This is a genomic window from Aureimonas sp. AU4, assembly GCF_001463765.1.
In the GTDB taxonomy this organism is placed as follows: domain Bacteria; phylum Pseudomonadota; class Alphaproteobacteria; order Rhizobiales; family Rhizobiaceae; genus Aureimonas.
In genome coordinates this window covers 26,860-43,046 of record NZ_BBWK01000070.1, presented here as the reverse complement: position 1 = coordinate 43,046, position 16,187 = coordinate 26,860, and the positions used below count along the sequence as shown (strand labels likewise).

The 16,187-nt window shown below is 68.8% G+C and carries 16 protein-coding genes; 6 read left to right on the top strand and 10 right to left on the bottom strand.

Translation table 11 applies throughout. The annotated features are described in order from the left end of the window. Nucleotides 1–24: 24 nt before the first annotated feature. Nucleotides 25–1,125, bottom strand: coding sequence for a hypothetical protein (locus AUL35_RS18350; RefSeq protein WP_244493820.1), 1,101 nt, complete (start codon nucleotides 1,123–1,125; stop codon nucleotides 25–27). A 220-nt stretch (nucleotides 1,126–1,345) separates the two neighbouring features. Here AUL35_RS18350 and AUL35_RS18345 point away from each other — a divergent pair, with 220 nt between their 5' ends. The 3 genes from AUL35_RS18345 (at nucleotide 1,346) to AUL35_RS18335 (ending at nucleotide 3,805) form a co-directional block, all read left to right on the top strand. After that, nucleotides 1,346–1,918: a nitroreductase gene (locus tag AUL35_RS18345; RefSeq protein WP_082666438.1), complete on the top strand. Its 573-nt coding sequence runs from the start codon at nucleotides 1,346–1,348 to the stop codon at nucleotides 1,916–1,918. Continuing rightward, nucleotides 1,918–2,574, top strand: coding sequence for a flavin reductase family protein (locus tag AUL35_RS18340; protein ID WP_062017536.1), 657 nt, complete (start codon nucleotides 1,918–1,920; stop codon nucleotides 2,572–2,574). The genes AUL35_RS18345 and AUL35_RS18340 overlap by 1 nt, the downstream gene beginning before the upstream one ends. 88 nt (nucleotides 2,575–2,662) lie before the next feature. Continuing rightward, entirely contained in the window at nucleotides 2,663–3,805 is a 1,143-nt protein-coding gene (locus AUL35_RS18335; RefSeq protein ID WP_062017535.1) for a DUF2336 domain-containing protein, read from the top strand. 21 nt (nucleotides 3,806–3,826) lie between these two features. On the opposite strand, the gene AUL35_RS18330 is transcribed toward AUL35_RS18335, so the two are convergent. Then, nucleotides 3,827–4,591, bottom strand: coding sequence for an NAD kinase (locus AUL35_RS18330; RefSeq protein ID WP_062017533.1), 765 nt, complete (start codon nucleotides 4,589–4,591; stop codon nucleotides 3,827–3,829). A 177-nt stretch (nucleotides 4,592–4,768) separates the two neighbouring features. On the opposite strand from AUL35_RS18330, the gene nagA reads away from it, so the two are divergent. Beyond that, the gene (gene nagA, locus AUL35_RS18325) at nucleotides 4,769–5,920 is read left to right on the top strand and encodes an N-acetylglucosamine-6-phosphate deacetylase (RefSeq protein ID WP_062017531.1); all 1,152 of its coding nucleotides are present in this window, start codon (nucleotides 4,769–4,771) and stop codon (nucleotides 5,918–5,920) included. A 3-nt stretch (nucleotides 5,921–5,923) separates the two neighbouring features. Here nagA and AUL35_RS18320 read toward each other — a convergent pair whose 3' ends face one another. The 6 genes from AUL35_RS18320 to agaR all read right to left on the bottom strand — a co-directional run bounded on the left by AUL35_RS18320 (nucleotide 5,924) and on the right by agaR (nucleotide 12,456). Further along, nucleotides 5,924–7,387: a PAS domain S-box protein gene (locus tag AUL35_RS18320; protein WP_062017529.1), complete on the bottom strand. Its 1,464-nt coding sequence runs from the start codon at nucleotides 7,385–7,387 to the stop codon at nucleotides 5,924–5,926. A gap of 142 nt (nucleotides 7,388–7,529) precedes the next feature. Beyond that, nucleotides 7,530–8,456 carry a manganese catalase family protein gene (locus tag AUL35_RS18315; protein ID WP_062017527.1) on the bottom strand — a complete coding sequence of 309 codons (927 nt, stop codon included), beginning with the start codon at nucleotides 8,454–8,456 and terminating at the stop codon, nucleotides 7,530–7,532. 105 nt (nucleotides 8,457–8,561) lie between these two features. Beyond that, nucleotides 8,562–9,476, bottom strand: a complete 915-nt coding sequence (locus AUL35_RS18310) for a DMT family transporter (RefSeq protein WP_062017525.1) — start codon at nucleotides 9,474–9,476, stop codon at nucleotides 8,562–8,564. A gap of 4 nt (nucleotides 9,477–9,480) precedes the next feature. Beyond that, nucleotides 9,481–10,419 (bottom strand): N-acetylglucosamine kinase, encoded by a 939-nt coding sequence (locus AUL35_RS18305; protein WP_062017524.1) that lies wholly within the window; start codon nucleotides 10,417–10,419, stop codon nucleotides 9,481–9,483. A 7-nt stretch (nucleotides 10,420–10,426) separates the two neighbouring features. Then, on the bottom strand, nucleotides 10,427–11,590 hold the full coding sequence (locus AUL35_RS18300) for an SIS domain-containing protein (protein ID WP_062017522.1): 1,164 nt from the start codon (nucleotides 11,588–11,590) through the stop codon (nucleotides 10,427–10,429). Nucleotides 11,591–11,694: 104 nt separating this feature from the next. After that, complete coding sequence (gene agaR, locus AUL35_RS18295; protein WP_062017520.1) at nucleotides 11,695–12,456, bottom strand: transcriptional repressor AgaR; 762 nt, start codon at nucleotides 12,454–12,456, stop codon at nucleotides 11,695–11,697. Nucleotides 12,457–12,633: 177 nt separating this feature from the next. Here agaR and AUL35_RS18290 point away from each other — a divergent pair, with 177 nt between their 5' ends. Both AUL35_RS18290 and AUL35_RS18285 read left to right on the top strand, forming a co-directional pair. Further along, nucleotides 12,634–13,404, top strand: coding sequence for a DeoR/GlpR family DNA-binding transcription regulator (locus tag AUL35_RS18290; RefSeq protein ID WP_062017519.1), 771 nt, complete (start codon nucleotides 12,634–12,636; stop codon nucleotides 13,402–13,404). 129 nt (nucleotides 13,405–13,533) lie between these two features. Then, nucleotides 13,534–13,995 (top strand): RpiB/LacA/LacB family sugar-phosphate isomerase, encoded by a 462-nt coding sequence (locus AUL35_RS18285; RefSeq protein ID WP_062017517.1) that lies wholly within the window; start codon nucleotides 13,534–13,536, stop codon nucleotides 13,993–13,995. 61 nt (nucleotides 13,996–14,056) lie between these two features. On the opposite strand, the gene AUL35_RS18280 is transcribed toward AUL35_RS18285, so the two are convergent. Further along, nucleotides 14,057–15,010 carry a D-ribose ABC transporter substrate-binding protein gene (locus AUL35_RS18280; protein WP_062017515.1) on the bottom strand — a complete coding sequence of 318 codons (954 nt, stop codon included), beginning with the start codon at nucleotides 15,008–15,010 and terminating at the stop codon, nucleotides 14,057–14,059. Between the two features lie 74 nt (nucleotides 15,011–15,084). Then, nucleotides 15,085–16,170, bottom strand: coding sequence for an ABC transporter permease (locus AUL35_RS18275; RefSeq protein WP_062017513.1), 1,086 nt, complete (start codon nucleotides 16,168–16,170; stop codon nucleotides 15,085–15,087). Nucleotides 16,171–16,187 lie beyond the last annotated feature (17 nt).

Below are 16,187 nucleotides of genomic sequence, written 5' to 3'. Positions count from 1 at the left end.
CCTCCGGGCCCTTCCCAATGCTGCTCAGTCGCCGCTGCCGAGCGAAGGGTCGTTCGGATCGATGAGATCCGAGGTCAGTACCTCGACATCGGTGTTCTCGCCGGCCTTCACCGAGAAGGGGCGCTGGAACAGACGATCTTTGTTCCGCGCGGAAATCACGTAGTTTCCTTCCTCGAGCACCATCGAGGGAAAGGCGCTGACCACGTTGTCGCGCACGAGGTCGCCCTGGTCGGTCGTGATCACCCAGGCCGTGTCGGCGATGGCCTCGCCGCCAGGCTCTCGCACGAGCTTCATGGTCAGCTGCGCCGCGTGATGCTGGAGCGTCGCATCGGTGATGCGGCCCGGCTCGACGCGCAGGTCCGCGCGCACCGTGGCGTTCACGGTGCCGTAGTTCGAGACGACATGGTAGTCGCCGGCGTTCAGTCGCGTCACGACGCCGGCCCGCACGTCCGAGGCGACGAGGCGCCTGTCCGTGTCGTCGGTCGCCGCGCTGTAGATGTCGAAGCGCAGTGCGTCCGAGCGGATCAGCTTCTTCGTGGCCGCCGTCGCGTTGAGTCGCAGGCCGCCGGCCTCCAGCGCCACGGTCTCGCGCGTCTGCTCGCCGGAAAAGTCGATCCGCCGCGTCATGCCCGCCCGCCCGAAGCCGAGGTGGAGCAGGTAGGAGCCGGCCGGCACGTCGAACACGGCCTCGCCGCCGCGTGCCACCGCGACCAGCGGCAGCTTGCCGTCCGGGCCGGGCAGGGGAGCGAAGAGGCGCCAGATCAACTGGTCGGGAATGCGGGGTCCGCCCTCGCCGAGCGTGGCGGTGAGAACGAGGCTCTTCGGCGGACGCCCGATCTGGAGGCGCGGTTCGGTCGCCTGCGGCGCGTAGGCGGGCAGGGCGGGCAGCTTCAGGTCGGGGGCCGGCAGGTCGCCCTGGCGCTGGGGCAGGGCGATGGGCTCGAGCCGCTTCAAAGGATCGATCTTCGGGATGCCGATATCGGAGGCGGCAGGGTCCTTCGGGATCGCGGAGGGCGAGGCGTAGGCGCCTGGCACCTGATCTCCCGGACCGCTTCCCCCGCCGCCCGGACCACCGCCCGGCGGGCTGCCCTGCGCGAAGGCCTGCGACCCGGCGAGGAGCCCCACGAGCATGGTCGCGCAGAGAACGCGACGTGCCCGGTCACTCGTCGCGGTCGGTTGCCTGCCTAGCTCCAATGCGAGCATTCCCCATTTCTGTTCCCGACCCATGAAGGACATCGCATAGACGATTTCATGGCGAAAGCCGGGGGCAGACGAACGGCGTTGGATTTCACCGGCTGAACGATCTATCTCCGCCCCGAGCCCACCGCATCCGAGGATACCCGTCGTGATCGACGCCCAGACCCTGCTCTCGACCCGCCGCTCCGTTCCGATTCCCGCGCTTCGCGCGCCAGGACCCGAGGGCGCGGAACTCGAGGCGATCCTGACCGAGGCGATGCGGGTTCCCGATCACGGCAAGCTCGCGCCCTGGCGCTTCATCCTGTTCCGGGGCGAAGGCGCGGCGGCGATGAGTCAAAGGCTGGCGGAACTGGCCGAGCGCCGCGAGGGGCCGCTCGGCGAGGGGCGCCGCGCCTTCGAGGAGACGCGCTTCACGCGCGCGCCCCTGGTGGTCGGTGTCGTCTCGACCGCCAAGCCGCACTTCAAGATCCCCGAATGGGAGCAGATCCTCTCGGTGGGCGCTGCGACCATGAACCTCATCCACGCGGCCCATGCGCGCGGCTACGGCGCGAACTGGATCACCGAATGGGTCGCCTACGACGAGGAGGCGAAGGCGCTCATGGGTATCGGCGCCGACGAGAAGGTCGCCGGCTTCGTGTATATCGGAACGCCCGAGGAGCGCCCGAGCGACCGGCCCCGTCCCGCGATCGCCGATCGCGTCACCGAGGCGGGCGTCGCGTGATGTTCTACAAGACGGCGGAGAATCGGCACGGGCTGCCGCACGACCCCTTCAAGGCGATCGTCGCGCCCCGCCCGATCGGGTGGATCTCGACGCGCTCGCGCTCGGGCGCGGTGAATCTCGCCCCCTACAGCTTCTTCTCGGCGGTTTCCGACGATCCGAAGCTCGTGCTCTTCGGGTCGTCCGGCGCGAAGGACAGCGCCACCTTCGCCGTGGAAAGCGGCGAGTTCGTCGCCAACTTCGCCTCGTCGCATCTGGCCAACGCGCTGGTGCGCTCCTCCGCCCCGGCGCCGCGCGGCGTCAGCGAGTTCGCGATCGCGGGAGTGACCGAGCGCGCCGCGAGCCTCGTCTCGGCCCCTCTCGTAGCCGAGGCCTATGCGGCGCTCGAATGCCGGGTCACGCAGAGCTTCCGTCCCGAAACGCTGGACGGGCAGCCGAGCGAGACCGTGATCGTCATGGGTCAGGTCGTCGGCATCCACATCGACGAGCGCATCCTGCGGGACGGGATGATCGCGGTCGACCTCGCAGAGCCGCTGTCGCGTCTCGGCTATCTCGACTACGCCGTGACCCGCGAGGTCTTCCCGATGAAACGTCCGCGCCGGCCCGACGCCTCCGACCTGTCCGCCGAGCCGGGCCTTCCCGTTGAAGTGCAGCGTTAGCGAGACGCTACCGGACGTGGTGAACGCTTTATAAACCGATTGCGAGGAGGAATGGCGGTGTCACAGCGTATGGCACCCGGAGTTCCTCATGCTCGCTCAGCATTTCGTATCGTGGTGCGCGGTCGCGGGCAGCGCGGAGCGGGCGTCCGGCGTCGCGCTCCTGGCCGAGGCCGTCACGCAGAATCGCTTCCTGCCTGCCGAAACCCGCGAGGCCGAGGCCGCGCTTCTGTTCGCCCTCGACGATCCGTCCCCCCGCGTCCGCGCCACCATGGCGCGCATCGTCGCGGGGTCCGATCGCGTGTCGCGTCAGCTGGTGCTCGGACTGGCGAAGGACACGGACGAGATCGCCACCCGCGTCGTCGCGCGCTCGCCCATGCTGTCGGCGGGCGATCTCGTGGACCTCGCGCAGAGCGGTAGTCCCGCCGTTCGCCTGGCGGTCGCCGGCCGCGAGTTGCTGCTTCCCGAGGTCATGGCGGCGCTCGTGGCGAGCGGAGACCGCGACGCGCTTCTGGAGCTGTCCCGAAACGACGACGCCGCGATCGCGCCCGACCTTCTGCGACGCATGGGCGCCGGCTTTGCGGCGGACGGCGAGTTGCGCCACGCGCTTCTCCTGCGCTCCGACATTCCGGCCGACCTTCGCCACTCGCTCCTGATGGCGCTCGGCGAGACCCTCTGCTCCCTGCCGCTCGTTCAGGGTGCGCTCGGCGAGGAGCGCGTCGCGCAGCTTTCGCAGGAACTCGTCGAGCAGGCGACCGCCGCCCTCATCGATCTTCTGGAGAGGACGGACGTCGCGGCCTTCGCCGAGCACCTGCGCACCACGCAGCAGCTGACGACGGCGGTTCTGGTGCGTGCGGTCTGCTGCGGGCGGGTCGATCTCTTCGCGGCCGCCCTCGCGCGCCTCAGCCGCCTGCCGGAAGCGCGCGTGCGCAGCCTCATCGTGGATGCGAGCGAGCCGAGCTTCACGGCGCTCCTTCGCGCCGCCGGCGTGCCCTTCGCGGTCGTGCCGCTCATGCTCTCGGCCGTGCGGGCCTGGAAGGACGTCTCGAGCGGCGACGAGATCGATCCGGTCGATCTGGCCTCGACCGTGATGGACCGCGTCGTGATCGCCTTCCGCGCCCAGGAGCGGGGCCGCGACGATCTCGAGGCGGTGCGCGACCTCCTCCATCGCCTCGCCAGCGAGACGCAGCGCTTCACCGCCCGCAAGCGCGCCGAGCGTTATCTCGCCGCTTGATAACGCCACGCGGGCCGGTCTCTAGTAGCGGAACTGCTCGGCAAGGATTCGCTCGTCCCAAGAATGCTCGGGGTCGAAGAGGATGAGGCTCCGCAGTTCGGACGACTGGCGGATCGTGATGCGCTGCACTGACTTCACCTCCCGGTGGTCAGCCACCGCATTGACCGGCCGCTTGGCGGCCTCCAGCACCTCGATGTCGACGATCTGATGGCTCTTGAGGAGCGCCCCGCGCCAGCGGCGGGGCCGGAAGGCGCTGACCGGCGTCAGGGCCAGGAGCGGCGCGTCGATCGGGATGATGGGTCCCTGGGCCGAAAGGTTGTAGGCCGTCGAGCCCGTGGGCGTTGCGACCAGCACGCCGTCGCAGACCAGTTCCTCCAGCCGCGTCTTGCCGTTGATCGAGATCTTGAGCCGCGCCGCCTGGTAGGACTGCCGGAACAGGGCGACCTCGTTGATGGCGAGCGCCGAGTGGGGAAGCCCGTCCTCATCGATCGCCGTCATCTGGAGCGGGCGGATCTCGTTCTCGACCGCCCGCGTGATGCGGCCGATCAGGTCGCCCTCGCGGTAGTCGTTCATCAGGAAGCCGATCGTGCCCTTGTTCATGCCGTAGATCGGGCGGCCGGTGTCCATGAACCGGTGCAGCACCTGGAGCATGAAGCCGTCGCCGCCGAGCGCCACGATCACGTCGGCATGGTCGGGATCGGTGGTCTCGTAGAGAACGCGCAGGCTCTGCGCGGCCTCCTCGGCATCGGGCGTCTCGCTGGCCAGGATGGCGATCGTCGGGATCATGGGTGTCCTTGGCGTCTGCGGCGGGCTGGCGAGCGGGGCTTGGGCCCGGCGAAGCTAGGCATCGGTTAGCGTTCCGCACAGGGGGGCCGCAACGTCCGGGCGGCAAAAGACGGCTTGGTGGCCCAACTGCATCTGTCTTATGGACAGGGGCCCGATCCCATTCGCGAGTTGCCGTCCATGTCCGATCTCCTCTTCACCGGCTGCGATATCTTCGACGGCGAGCGCCGTCGCTCCGGCGCGGCGCTGCGCGTGCGCGACGGACGGGTGGTCGCGATCGAGCCGACGGGCGCGCGGGGCGATGCCGAGATCGTGCGCGTCGACGGCGGATTGCTGGCGCCGGGCTTCGTCGACATCCAGGTCAACGGTGGAGGCGGTGTTCTCCTGAACGAAACGCCGAGCGTCGAGGGTATCCGCACGATCTGCCGGACGCATGCGCGGTTCGGCACGACGGCGCTGCTGCCGACCGTCATCACCGACCGGCCCGAGGTGACCTTTGCCGCGCTCGATGCGGGGGCTCGGGCGCTGGACGAGGGCGTGCCGGGCTGCGCGGGCATTCACGTCGAAGGACCGTTCATCGCCAAGGCCCGCAAGGGCGCCCACGATCCGGCGCTGATTCGGCCGATGAGCGAGGAGGACCTGCAGCGCCTCGTCGCATCGCCCGTTCGCCCGCTTCTCGTGACGGTGGCGACCGAGAGCGTGACGAACGCGCAGATCGCGCGTCTCGCGGAGGCCGGCATCCACGTGTCGATCGGCCATTGCGACGCCAGCTACGACGACGCCATGGCCGCCTTCGAGCACGGGGCGTGCTGCGTGACCCATCTCTTCAACGCGATGAGCCAGCTCGGCCATCGAGACCCGGGACTGGCGGCGGCGGCGCTCGACCATCCCGGCGTCTGGGCCGGCATCATCCCGGACGGGCACCACGTCCATCCGACGATGGTGGCGCTGGCCCTGCGCGCCAAGCGGGGCGAGCGGCGCATGATCGCGATCAGCGACGCCATGCCGACGGTGGGCGTCGACGATACCGTCTTCACCCTGTCGGGCCGGACCGCGACGCGCCAGAATGGCCGCCTGACGCTCGACGACGGAACGCTCGCCGGGGCGGACGTCGCGGTCATCGACGTCGTGCGCTTTCTCGTGCGCGAGATGGGTGTGCCGCTGGAGGAGGCGCTGCGGCTCTCGTCGCGGCATCCGGCCGAGTTCCTGCGGCAGGAGAACGAGCGCGGCAACCTGCGGCGCGGCGCACGCGCCGATCTCGTTTGGCTCGGCGACGATCTGGGCGTCCAGGGCGTGTGGATCGGCGGCGAACCGGTTCCGCTCGCGGCCTGAACGTCAGGCGTCGTCGGGGTCGGCTACCACGGCGAGCGGCGCCCGCATTTCGAAGAACAAGCCCTCCGGGCGCCAGTCGAGCCGGGCGCTTCCTTCCGTCTCGGCCACCAGAGCCCGCTCGATGAGGCGCAGCCCGAAGCCGCGCCGCGTCGGTGGAGATACAGCCACGTCGGAACTCTCGCGCCAGGTGAGGTGAAGCGTCTCGTCGTCCTCGATCCGCCAGGCGACGTCCACCGAGCCGCCGTTGGGCGAGAGGGCACCGTACTTGGCGGCGTTGGTGGCGAGTTCGTGCAACGCCAGCGCGATGGCGAGAGCGGATCGGGGCTTCAGGCGCATTGCGGGGCCCGAGATCGATACACGGCCTTGCGAGCCGCCCGCGAACGCCTTGGTCGTCACCTCGACCACCTGCGAAAGCGCGACGCCTTCCCAGTTCTCGTCGGTCAGGACGTTGTGGACGTTCGACAAGGCAAGGATGCGGGAGTTGACGAGACCCAGCGCCTCCTCGCGGTCCTCGGTCGCGCGCAGCGTCTGGCCGACGATCGAGATGACGGTCGCCAAGGTGTTCTTGACGCGGTGGTTGAGTTCCTTCGTCATGAGCTTGCCGTGGCGCTCGGCCCGCACACGCTCGGTCACGTCCTGCAGCACGCCGGCCAGTCCCAGGACGTCGCCTTGCACACGGTGGCTCGGCTGGCCGCGCATCTCGATCCAGCGTCGGCGACCGTCGGGATGCCGGAGGGACAGGACGACGTCGAGATCGCTCCCGCCGGCGGTGGACCGGCCGAGCACCTCGTCCCATTCTGCGAGGTCGGCGGGCATCAGGGCTTGGCGGAATCGAGAGTTGTCGAACGGCTCGTCCGCGGCGACCCCGAAGATGCGGCGCGCTTCCTCCGAGACGGTCAGCCGGCCCGACGGCAGGTCCAGCGTCCACGCGCCCAGCCGGCCCGCTCGCAGGGCGAAACGAAGCCGCTCCTCGTTCTGGTGGTTCTCCTCCATCCGTCGGTCGACCTCGCGCTCCAGCGTCGCGCGCTCGTTCTCCAGGATCTGGAGCGTGCGGCGCTGCTGGGTGACGTCGAGCTGCGAGGCGAAGTAGAACACGACCTCGCCGCCGTCGAAGACGGGGGAGATGTAGACCCGGTTCCAGAAGGTCTCGCCGGACTTCTTGGCGTTGAGGAGCTCGATCTCGATCGGCTGGCGAGCCGCGATCGCCTGGCGAATCCGGCTCACGTCCTCGCGGTTCGTCTCCATGCACTGGAGGAAGCGACAGTTGCGGCCGACGATCTCGTCGCGCTCGTATCCCGTCAGCTTCATGAACGCCCGATTGGCGAAGACGATGGGATTGTCGTCCTGGCGCGGGTCCGTGATCACCATGGGCATGCGCGTCGCGCGGACGGCGGCGGCGAACGGATCGCCGTCCGCGCCCTCGGGGCCCAGCGTTTCATCGAAGCGCGACGGATTGGGTTCGGTCAAATGGGCACGCGATCGCTGGATTCGTTGGGCATCACCCTACACGACCCGCTCGCCCTCACAACAGCGCGAGACCGCAAACAGACGAGCGCGAAGGGCGCGGCCTGAACGTCGGCCGCGCCCTCGCTTCAGCGTTCGGGAAGCGTCAGCGCGACTTCTTGTAGAGCTTCTGCGCGATCTCGAACATTTCCTCGGGCGCGTAGTCCGGCGTGAAGGCCGAGGGCACGCCGGTCAGCTGGTGGATCTTGCCGCCGTCCGGCATGCCGTCCACGACCTCCAGCTCGCCCGGCGGGTCGCCCGGCAGCGCCGTCTCGCCGTTGCCCCAGATGCCGGCCATCTCGCGGTAGTCGCCGGGGCTGAACGTGTAGAGCCGGCGATGCGAGCCCTCGTCGAGGTACTTCTGGCATTCCGGGATCTTGGAAAGGTTGATGTTCGGCGTCGGCAGGAACTTGTCGAGGTCGACGCCCGTGATCTTCTTGAGCGCCAGCGCGTAGGCATGGGCATGGACCGAGCCGCGCACCAGAAGGTAGCCGCAAACCTCGCGGCCCGTCGGGTCCGACAGCGTCTCGTAGACGCGCAGCTTATGGAGGCGCGCGCCGCATTCGAGATGGAAGTTATGCAAGAGGTCGACGACGACGTTGCCGGTCGAGGTGATGAAGTCGTTGTTCCAGGAGACGCCGTTGGAGTTGGCGGGCATGACGCCGCCGCCGTTCGACAGGAAGGCCGCTGCGAGGCGGATATCCTTCATGTCGGAGAACGGGGCGCCCGAGATGTCGCCGCCGTCGCCCGCGTCTCCGTCCTTCTTGTCCGGCCCGTTGGCGATCATCGCCACGCCGTTCGAGACGAGCTCGACATGCCCCAGTTCCTCGGCGGTGATCGCGGCGACGAGGCTGTAGAAGGGGCGTAGCTTGTCCTTGGAGCGGAAGTTGAAGCTCTGGAACATGTAGTTCCCGAGCGTCGACATCTCGCCGTACTTGCCTCCGAGCAGTTCCTGCAGGGCGAAGGCCGCATTCGGGTCGGCCTTCTTGGGAGGCGGCAGGTTGGCCTGCAGCTGGTCGACGCGCATGAACATGGGGCGATCTCCTGTTGGATGCCGTTGCTCTGGCCCAACGGGAGGTTCCCGGCCCTGTTCCGGCGCATCGCCCGCCCAAGTTGGTGGGGGGCTATCCTTAGCCCGCTACGCGTGCACGACCGAGGCCGCCGCGCGCTCCTCGCTGTAGACCATCAGCGTCGAGCCGACGATGGCGAGCACGATGCCGAGGAAGGACGGCACGGACGGGAAGGTCCCGTAGAAGACGAGCGAGAGGATGATGGTCAGGACCGGCGCCAGAGCGTTGGTGCAAGGCGCCACGATCACCGCCTTGCCGCGGCTCAGCGCCATGACCAGGAAGAGCGCGCCGATGGCGTTCAGGAGCTGGGTCACGAGCGTCAGGCCGGGCGCCGCCCACGGGTAGCCCGTGGCGGGCGCCTGCATCATCCAGTAGGCGACCGGCACGAGAAGGAAGCCGCTGACCGTCATCCAGGCGAAGGTCGTGCCGTCGTTGACGCCCGCCAGCGCCGCGCGCTTCATCAGGAAGGCCTGCACGCCCCAGCAGACGCAGATGATGATCGCGAGCAGGAGCCAGGGTCCGTAGCTCGCCCCGCCGGCGGTCTCGGTCGGCACGGAGAACATGACCACTGCGACGAGCGCCAGGACGACGCCGAGCACGCCGAGCCCTGCGATCTTCTCGCGCAGCAGAACGAAGGCCATGAGCACGGTGATCGCGGGCGAGACCGATATCACCGGGAAGATGAGATATGCCGGGCCGATCGTCAGCGCCTTGAAGAGCAGCAGCTGGCCACCCGCGCCCGTCAGACCGATGGCGAGCCCGTAGACCGCCGCGATCGCGCGCCGGTCGAAGCGGTCGCGCCGCAGTCCGAACCAGCACGGGATCAGCATGGTGAAGGCCCAGATGATGTAGACCATCTGGTCGGGATATCCGTAGAGCTGCGTCGGCAGCGCGGAGAAGGCGCCCCACACACCCCAGAACAGCACCAGCAGGGCCGTATAGAGGATCCATCCCTTGTCGCGCATCGTCGTGCCTCCCAGCATCCTGTCAGTTCGTTCGGGGTATGAGAACGGCGCCCGCCAGGCGGGCGGCGTAGAGGGCTGCGCCGATCACCGGCTCGTAGAGCGGTTGGCGCAGCTCGAAATGCGGACCCGTCTCCAGCTCGCGGCGGAAGGCCTCGAGCACCAGGCGCGAACGGAACACGCCGCCCGAGTAGGACACCGCGACCCGCTCGCCTTCGTCGAAGCCGAGCGCAGCGCGCGTGGCACGCAGGAGAAGAGCGAGTTCGCGCGCGGCCTCGTTCAGGATGCCGCGTGAGCGCGGATCGCCCGCCTCGGCCGCCTCGCTCACGACGCGGGCGAGCCCCGCAATGCGGGTGCGGTCGCCGGCCCAACGGTTGAGCACGACGTCGACCATGTCGAGATCGGCGCCGAGTTCGAGGTGCGCGCGCAGGCGGTCCAGAAGCGGCGAGGGGGGCTCGCGACCGTCGCTGATACGCGAGAAGGCCTGAAGTGCCGCCCGGCCGATCCAGTAGGCCGAGCCCTCGTCGCCGAAGATCTCACCCCAGCCGCCGCAGCGCAGGCCGACGCCCCGGTTCATGCCGTAGCTGATGGAGCCGGTACCGGCGACGATGTTGATGCCGTCGGCCGCCCCGAGCGAGCCGGCCCAGCCGCAGACCGTGTCGTTGCCGCAGCGATAGCGGTCGTGGCCCAGCATCGCGCCGGGGAAGCGGTCGAGGCGCTCGATGACGCTCGACACCTCGCCATAGGCGGGCAGACCGAAGAAGGCGAAGTCGAGATCGCGCGGTGCGACGCCGGCCGCCCGGCAGGCCTCTTCGACGCCCTTGACCACGCGCCGCTCGGCCTCGTCGAGGCCGATCGACAGGAAGTAGCAGGTCTCGCCCTCGGTGCGTGCTCGCACCGCGCCGGTCTCGTCGAGGATGCAGAAGGCGGTCTTCGTGCCGCCGCCGTCGACGCCGAGATACATCGCCACGTCAGCGCGCTCCGCCGGAGAGCGGGTGGATCGTGACGCCCTGCACCACACGGTTCACCTCGCCGGACGGGAACGGGTTGTCGGGCGTGCGACCGGCGGCGAGCGACGCCTGGATCGCGATCAGCTGGGCGCCCGCGAGATAGGGCAAGACGAGCGGCCAATCGCCCTCGTCCGGGCTCCCGGTGGCCGCGACCTGCCAGACGGGGCAGGCGACGCGCGGCAACGGCTCCGGCGAGAAGGCGACGACCTGCTCGTCGCCGAGCTGGTCGCGCATCTCGGCTAGGATGTCGAGGTCGTAGAGGCGGGCATAAGGGTCGCGCGAGACGAGAACGACGACCAGCGTGCGGCCGTCCAGAAGCGACTTCGGCCCGTGGCGGAAGCCGAGCGGGGTGTCGTGGTAGCTCAGCGTGCGGCCGCCCGTCAGCTCTAGGATCTTGAGGGCGGCCTCCTCCGCCATCGCGCGCAGGATGCCGCTGCCAAGATAAACGATGCGATCGAACCGCCGCGCCATCAGGTCCCGCGCCTCGGAGGCACGCTGCGAGAGGACGCTCTCGACCGAGCGCGACAGTTCCTCGACGGCGCGTTCCTCGACGAAGCGGGGCACGAAGGCGCCGAGAACGGCGAGCATCATCGATGTGATGCTGGACGTCATGGCGAAGCCCTGGTCGTCGGTCTCGGGCGGCATGAGGACGACCCGCGAATCGCCGCGTCCGCCGTGGCGCCGCGACAGCTGCCCGTCCTCGGCGCAGGTGACGACGAGATGGCGGCAGTCGGCCGTCACCGCCTCGACGAGCTCGGCGGCCGCGACGCTCTCCGGACTGTTGCCGGAGCGCGCGAAGGAGGCGAGGAGAACCTTGTCGTCCCCAGCCAGGATCTCGCGGGGGCGTGCCACGATGTCGGTCGTCGCGATGGCCTCGACGGGACGCCCCAGCGCGCGGGCAAGAAGCGGCGCCACCATGCGCCCGCCGAAGGCGGAGGTTCCCGCGCCCGTCAGGATGATGCGGCGCGATGCGTCCGCCACCAGAGGTTCCAGGAAGCGGCGTGTCGCCTCGTCGGCGCGCGACTGTGCGGCGACCGTGCGCCACACGGCCGGCTGCTGCGCGATCTCGCGGGCCGTATGCTCCCCGCCAGAACCGGCGGGCACGAGGAGGTCGAAGGTCGGCATGGAAAGTCCCAAGGATCAGGAGTGGGGAAGGGGTGGCGCGGCGCAGGAGGACGCCACGTCGAAACGCCAATGTCGTGTTGCCGGCGCGGATCGATGCGCGCAGTTCATACGAGCGTCAGGTCGACGCGCTGGCGCCGCATCTCGTCGCGAAAGGCGTCAGGAAGCTCTTCGTCGGTGACGAGCCGGTCGATCTCGGCAAACGAGGTGACGTGATAGACGCCGCGTTGGCCCGCCTTGCTGGAGTCCGCGACGACGACGACCTGGGCGGCGATCTGCACCATGGCCCGGTTGAGGCGCGCCTCGCCCTCGTTGTCGCTGACGATGCCGTGTTCGACCGACAGGCCGTCGGCGCCGAGGAACAACCTGTCGAAGCGATAGGCCGCCAGCATCTCCTCGGCGATCGGCCCCGAAAACGAAAGCGCCGTCTTGCGCAGCCGTCCGCCCAGCATCAGGACCTCGACACCCGGCGCATGTGACAGTTCCATCGCGATATCGAGGCCGTTGGTCAGCACTAGGAGGTTCTCCCGGTCCTTGATCCGCCGCGCGATCTCGAGCGTCGTCGTTCCCGCGTCGAGGATCACCGCGTCGCCGTCGGCGACCAGGAGGGCAGCGGCCTCGCCGATGCGCTCCTTGATGCTGCCGTGGCGCTGCCGGCGTTCGGCGAAGGCGATTTCGGCCGCCGCGTTCCGAGACAGGACCACCGCGCCGTGGAGGCGCACGACGTAGCCCGTGCTCTCTAACATCGAAAGGTCGCCGCGCATGGTGACGGTGGACACACCGAGGCAGCGGGCGAGGTCGCCGACGCGCGCCCGCTCGTTCAGTTCCAGGTGTCGCAGGATGGCTTCGCGCCGTTCCTGTCCCGTCATCGCAAGGCCTCCGACACCGAGGAGTATCACCTTCCTTTTGTTTCGCAAGGACCCGAGACAAAGGAAGTCGAAAGTCTGGCCTTCCTGGTAGGGGAGGTGGCGTGTTCCATGGTGTGTTGAATTTCACACGATATTTGTTACATGTTGGCTGCGCGATCCCGCGCATGTGACAGGGTCATGAAGCAGCAGGAACGGCGCAGGGCGATGTTCGATCATTTGGTGGCGGAAGGCGCCGCCAGCATCGAGGCGTTGTCGCAGCGCTTTGCCGTGTCCCGCATGACCATCCACCGCGATCTCGATGAGATGGAGGGTGAGGGCCTTCTGCGGCGGGTGCGGGGCGGCGCCAGCGTCGAGGCGAGCGGTCAGTTCGAGAGCGATGTGCGGTATCGCTCCCACGTGGCCCTGGAGGAGAAGCGCGCCATTGCCCGCACGGCGGCCGGCTTCGTCGAGCCGGGGATGAGCGTCATGGTGGACGACGGGTCCACGGGGCGGTGTCTTGCGCCTTTTCTGGCAGAGCGCGTGCCGCTGACGGTGATCACCAACAACATGGGTCTCATCGGCGACCTCGCGCCCGTTCCGCGCCTTCGTCTCCTGTCGCTTGGCGGAACTTACTCTCAGCGGTTCGACGGCTTTTTCGGCGTCGTGACGGAGGCGGCCCTCGGCACCCTGCGGGCCGATATCGCGATCCTGTCGAGTTCGGCGATCGAGGGACGCACGGCGTTTCATCAGGACCAGGAAGTGCTGGCGGTGAAGCAGCGGATGCATGGCGCCGCCCGGCGCCGCGTCCTGATGGCGCATCACCAGAAGTTCGGGCGCACGGCGCTCCACCTGTGGACGGACCTGTCGACCTTCGATGCACTGGTGACGTCGAACGCGCTCGTTCCGGCGGCGCTGGGCGCGCTGCGAGACGAGGGCATTGCGGTTCACGTCGCGGATCTGGGACCGTGAGGCCCCGCGACACGTTTCCGCCGGCGCTTCGCCGGTGGCCTTCCGGCCGGATCTCCGGCCGTCCGCCGCGCCAGGGCGCGGCTTTCCGGCGAGCGAGAGCGCTCCGCCCCTTCTGAAAGGATCACTTCCATGAAGATCGCGATCGCAGGCGACAGCGCGGGCGCACCGCTCGCCAAGGCCCTCGCCGAGCATCTCGCCTCGCGAGATGATCTTGAGGTCTCCGAAGTCTCGACGCCCCCGGCGGGCTCGGGCGAGCTCTATGCGGGCCTGTCGGAACGCGTCTCGAAGGGCATCCTCGACGGGACCTACGACCGCGCCATCCTGTGCTGCGGCACGGGCATCGGCGTCGCGCTCTCGGCCAACAAGATCCCCGGCATCCGGGCGGCGCAGACGCACGACACCTACTCGGCCGAGCGTGCGGCTCTCTCCAACAATGCGCAGATCATCACGATGGGCGCGCGGGTGATCGGCACCGAGCTCGCCAAGAGCATCGCCGACGCCTTCCTTGCGGTCGAGTTCGATCCGGCCGGCCGCTCGGCCGACAACGTGAAGGCGATCGACGCCCTCGACGCCAAGTACAACGCCCGCTGAAAACGACGAGAGGGGAGCGCCGGCAACCGGCGCTCCCCTCCCTGAACGAGCCTTGCGGCCCTTACTGCGAGAGCGTGAAGGCCGAGGTGTACTTGTCGACGTTGTCCTTGGTGATGAGGAGGCAGTCGAAGAGCTGCTTTTCCGTGTCCGCGCCCGTCTTGCCGTTCTTGATGAAGCTGTCGGCCTGCTGGACCGCGGCCTTCGAGAAGACGGCGACCGGCTGCAGGACCGTGTACTGCATCTCTCCGGCCTTCACGGCCGCGACCGCGTCCGGCGAGCCGTCGAAACCGCCGACCTTCACGTTCGCGAGCTTGCCGGCCTCCTTCAGCGCCGCGATCGCGCCGAGCGCCATCTCGTCGTTGCCGCTGATGACGCCGATGATGTCGGGGTTCGCCTGCAGAAGGCTCTGCATCTTCGCGTAGCCCTGCGTACGATCCCAGTTGGCGACTTCCTGGCCGGCCTTCACGAGGTCGGGATACTGCGAGAGCACCGTCTCGTAGCCGTTCGAACGGGTCTGGGCGTTGTTGTCGGACGGGGCGCCGAAGAGCTCGACATACTTGCCCTTGTCGCCGACGGCCTCGACCCACTGCTGGGCACCCAGCGCCGCGCCCTGCGCGTTGTTGGAGACGAGCTGCGCCTTGGCGAGGCCCTCCTTGTTGATCTCGGCGTTCACCAGAATCACCGGAATGCCTGCGCTTACGGCCTTCTGAACCGCGCCCACCGAGCCGTCCGCATTGGCGGGGTCGAGAATGATCGCGGCCGACTTGTTGGTGATGGCGGTGTCGATCAGGTTGCTCTCGGCGTTGGTGTCGCCCTTGTGGGCGGCCACGCTCGCCGTGTAGCCGAGCTTCTCGGCCTCGGCCTTGGCGACCTCTCCTTCGGTGAACCAGTAGGGGTTCGAGGGGTCGTTCACGATGATCGAGATCTGACCCGCCGCGAAGGCCGGTGCGCCGAAGACGCTCATCATCGCGGCGGTCGCCCCGGCCAAGAGAAGGGTCCTGCGGGTCTTCATCATCTGGTTTGTCTCCCTGTTTCGTGTGGATTCGAGACGCCGGCCTCCCCGGCGCCGCTTGGCAGTCCGCCCCGCCGTCAGGCCTTGGGGGCGGGCTGCGAAGTCCGGGCCGGCACGGCCTTCGTCCGGGCGGGACGGCGGCCGTACTGGATGGAGTTGAGAAGCACGGCGAAGACGATCACGGCGCCCGTGAAGACGGTCTGCCAGTAGGACGACACGCCGATGATCACGAGGCCGTCCGACAGGAAGCCGATGACGAAGGCGCCGAGCATCGTGCCGCGCACCGTGCCTCGCCCGCCGGTCAGCGCCGCGCCGCCGATCACCACCGCCGCGATGGCGGTCAGCTCGTAGGTCGTGCCGGCGGTCGGTCCGGCCGAGGTGAGCTGCGAGGACAGGACGAGTCCCGCGATCGCCGCGCAGACGCCTGACAGGACGTAGACGAGGATCTGGACGCGGCGCACCGGCACGCCCGACAGTTCCGCCGCGCGCGCATTGCCGCCCGTCGAGTAGATCCAGCGTCCGAAGGCGGTGCGCGACAGGACGACGCTCGCGATCACCGCGACCACGACCAGCACCAGAACGCCGATCGGCACGTTGAACAGGCGGTTGAAGCCGAGCCACTGGAAGCCCGTGTTGCCGAGCTCGGGTCGCCCGCCAAGATTGTTGTAGGTGAGGCCGTTGGTCATGAGCAGCGCGACGCCGCGCGCGACGTAGAGCAGGCCGAGCGTCGCCACGAAGGCGGGCACCTTGAAGTAGGCGATCAGGACGCCGTTCAGGAGGCCGATGAAGGCGCCGACGAGGCAGGTCAGAACCACCACGACCCAGACCGGCGGATAGAGGATGACGCCCAGCGGCTCCAGCGTCACGCCCTGCATCAGGAAGCCGGCGATGACGCCCGCCAGCCCCAGCGTCGAGCCGACCGAAAGGTCGATGCCGCCGGTCAGGATGACGAGCAGCATGCCGATCGCGAGCAGGCCGAAGATGGCGACGTGCGAGGCCATGATCAGGAAGTTCGCGGTCGAGAAGTAGACCGGCGACAGGAACGAGAAGACCGCGATGATCGCGATCAGCGCGAAGAAGGCGCGTCCTTCCAGAAGGATCCGCCCGAGGTCGAACCCGCTCGACGCTCCGGTCCTGCCCGTCGTGGAGCTGATGTCGGTCATGCGATGGTCCTCACCCT

Excerpts from the sequence above, each read along its gene's own strand:
- AUL35_RS18305 (WP_062017524.1), bottom strand. The coding sequence starts at position 10,419 with ATGTATCTCGGCGTCGACGGCGGCGGCACGAAGACCGCCTTCTGCATC.
- AUL35_RS18335 (WP_062017535.1), top strand. The coding sequence starts at position 2,663 with ATGCTCGCTCAGCATTTCGTATCGTGGTGCGCGGTCGCGGGCAGCGCG.
- AUL35_RS18285 (WP_062017517.1), top strand. The coding sequence starts at position 13,534 with ATGAAGATCGCGATCGCAGGCGACAGCGCGGGCGCACCGCTCGCCAAG.
- AUL35_RS18280 (WP_062017515.1), bottom strand. The coding sequence starts at position 15,010 with ATGATGAAGACCCGCAGGACCCTTCTCTTGGCCGGGGCGACCGCCGCG.
- AUL35_RS18275 (WP_062017513.1), bottom strand. The coding sequence starts at position 16,170 with ATGACCGACATCAGCTCCACGACGGGCAGGACCGGAGCGTCGAGCGGG.
- AUL35_RS18315 (WP_062017527.1), bottom strand. The coding sequence starts at position 8,456 with ATGTTCATGCGCGTCGACCAGCTGCAGGCCAACCTGCCGCCTCCCAAG.
- AUL35_RS18310 (WP_062017525.1), bottom strand. The coding sequence starts at position 9,476 with ATGCTGGGAGGCACGACGATGCGCGACAAGGGATGGATCCTCTATACG.
- AUL35_RS18330 (WP_062017533.1), bottom strand. The coding sequence starts at position 4,591 with ATGATCCCGACGATCGCCATCCTGGCCAGCGAGACGCCCGATGCCGAG.
- AUL35_RS18340 (WP_062017536.1), top strand. The coding sequence starts at position 1,918 with ATGTTCTACAAGACGGCGGAGAATCGGCACGGGCTGCCGCACGACCCC.
- agaR (WP_062017520.1), bottom strand. The coding sequence starts at position 12,456 with ATGACGGGACAGGAACGGCGCGAAGCCATCCTGCGACACCTGGAACTG.
- nagA (WP_062017531.1), top strand. The coding sequence starts at position 4,769 with ATGTCCGATCTCCTCTTCACCGGCTGCGATATCTTCGACGGCGAGCGC.
- AUL35_RS18290 (WP_062017519.1), top strand. The coding sequence starts at position 12,634 with ATGAAGCAGCAGGAACGGCGCAGGGCGATGTTCGATCATTTGGTGGCG.
- AUL35_RS18300 (WP_062017522.1), bottom strand. The coding sequence starts at position 11,590 with ATGCCGACCTTCGACCTCCTCGTGCCCGCCGGTTCTGGCGGGGAGCAT.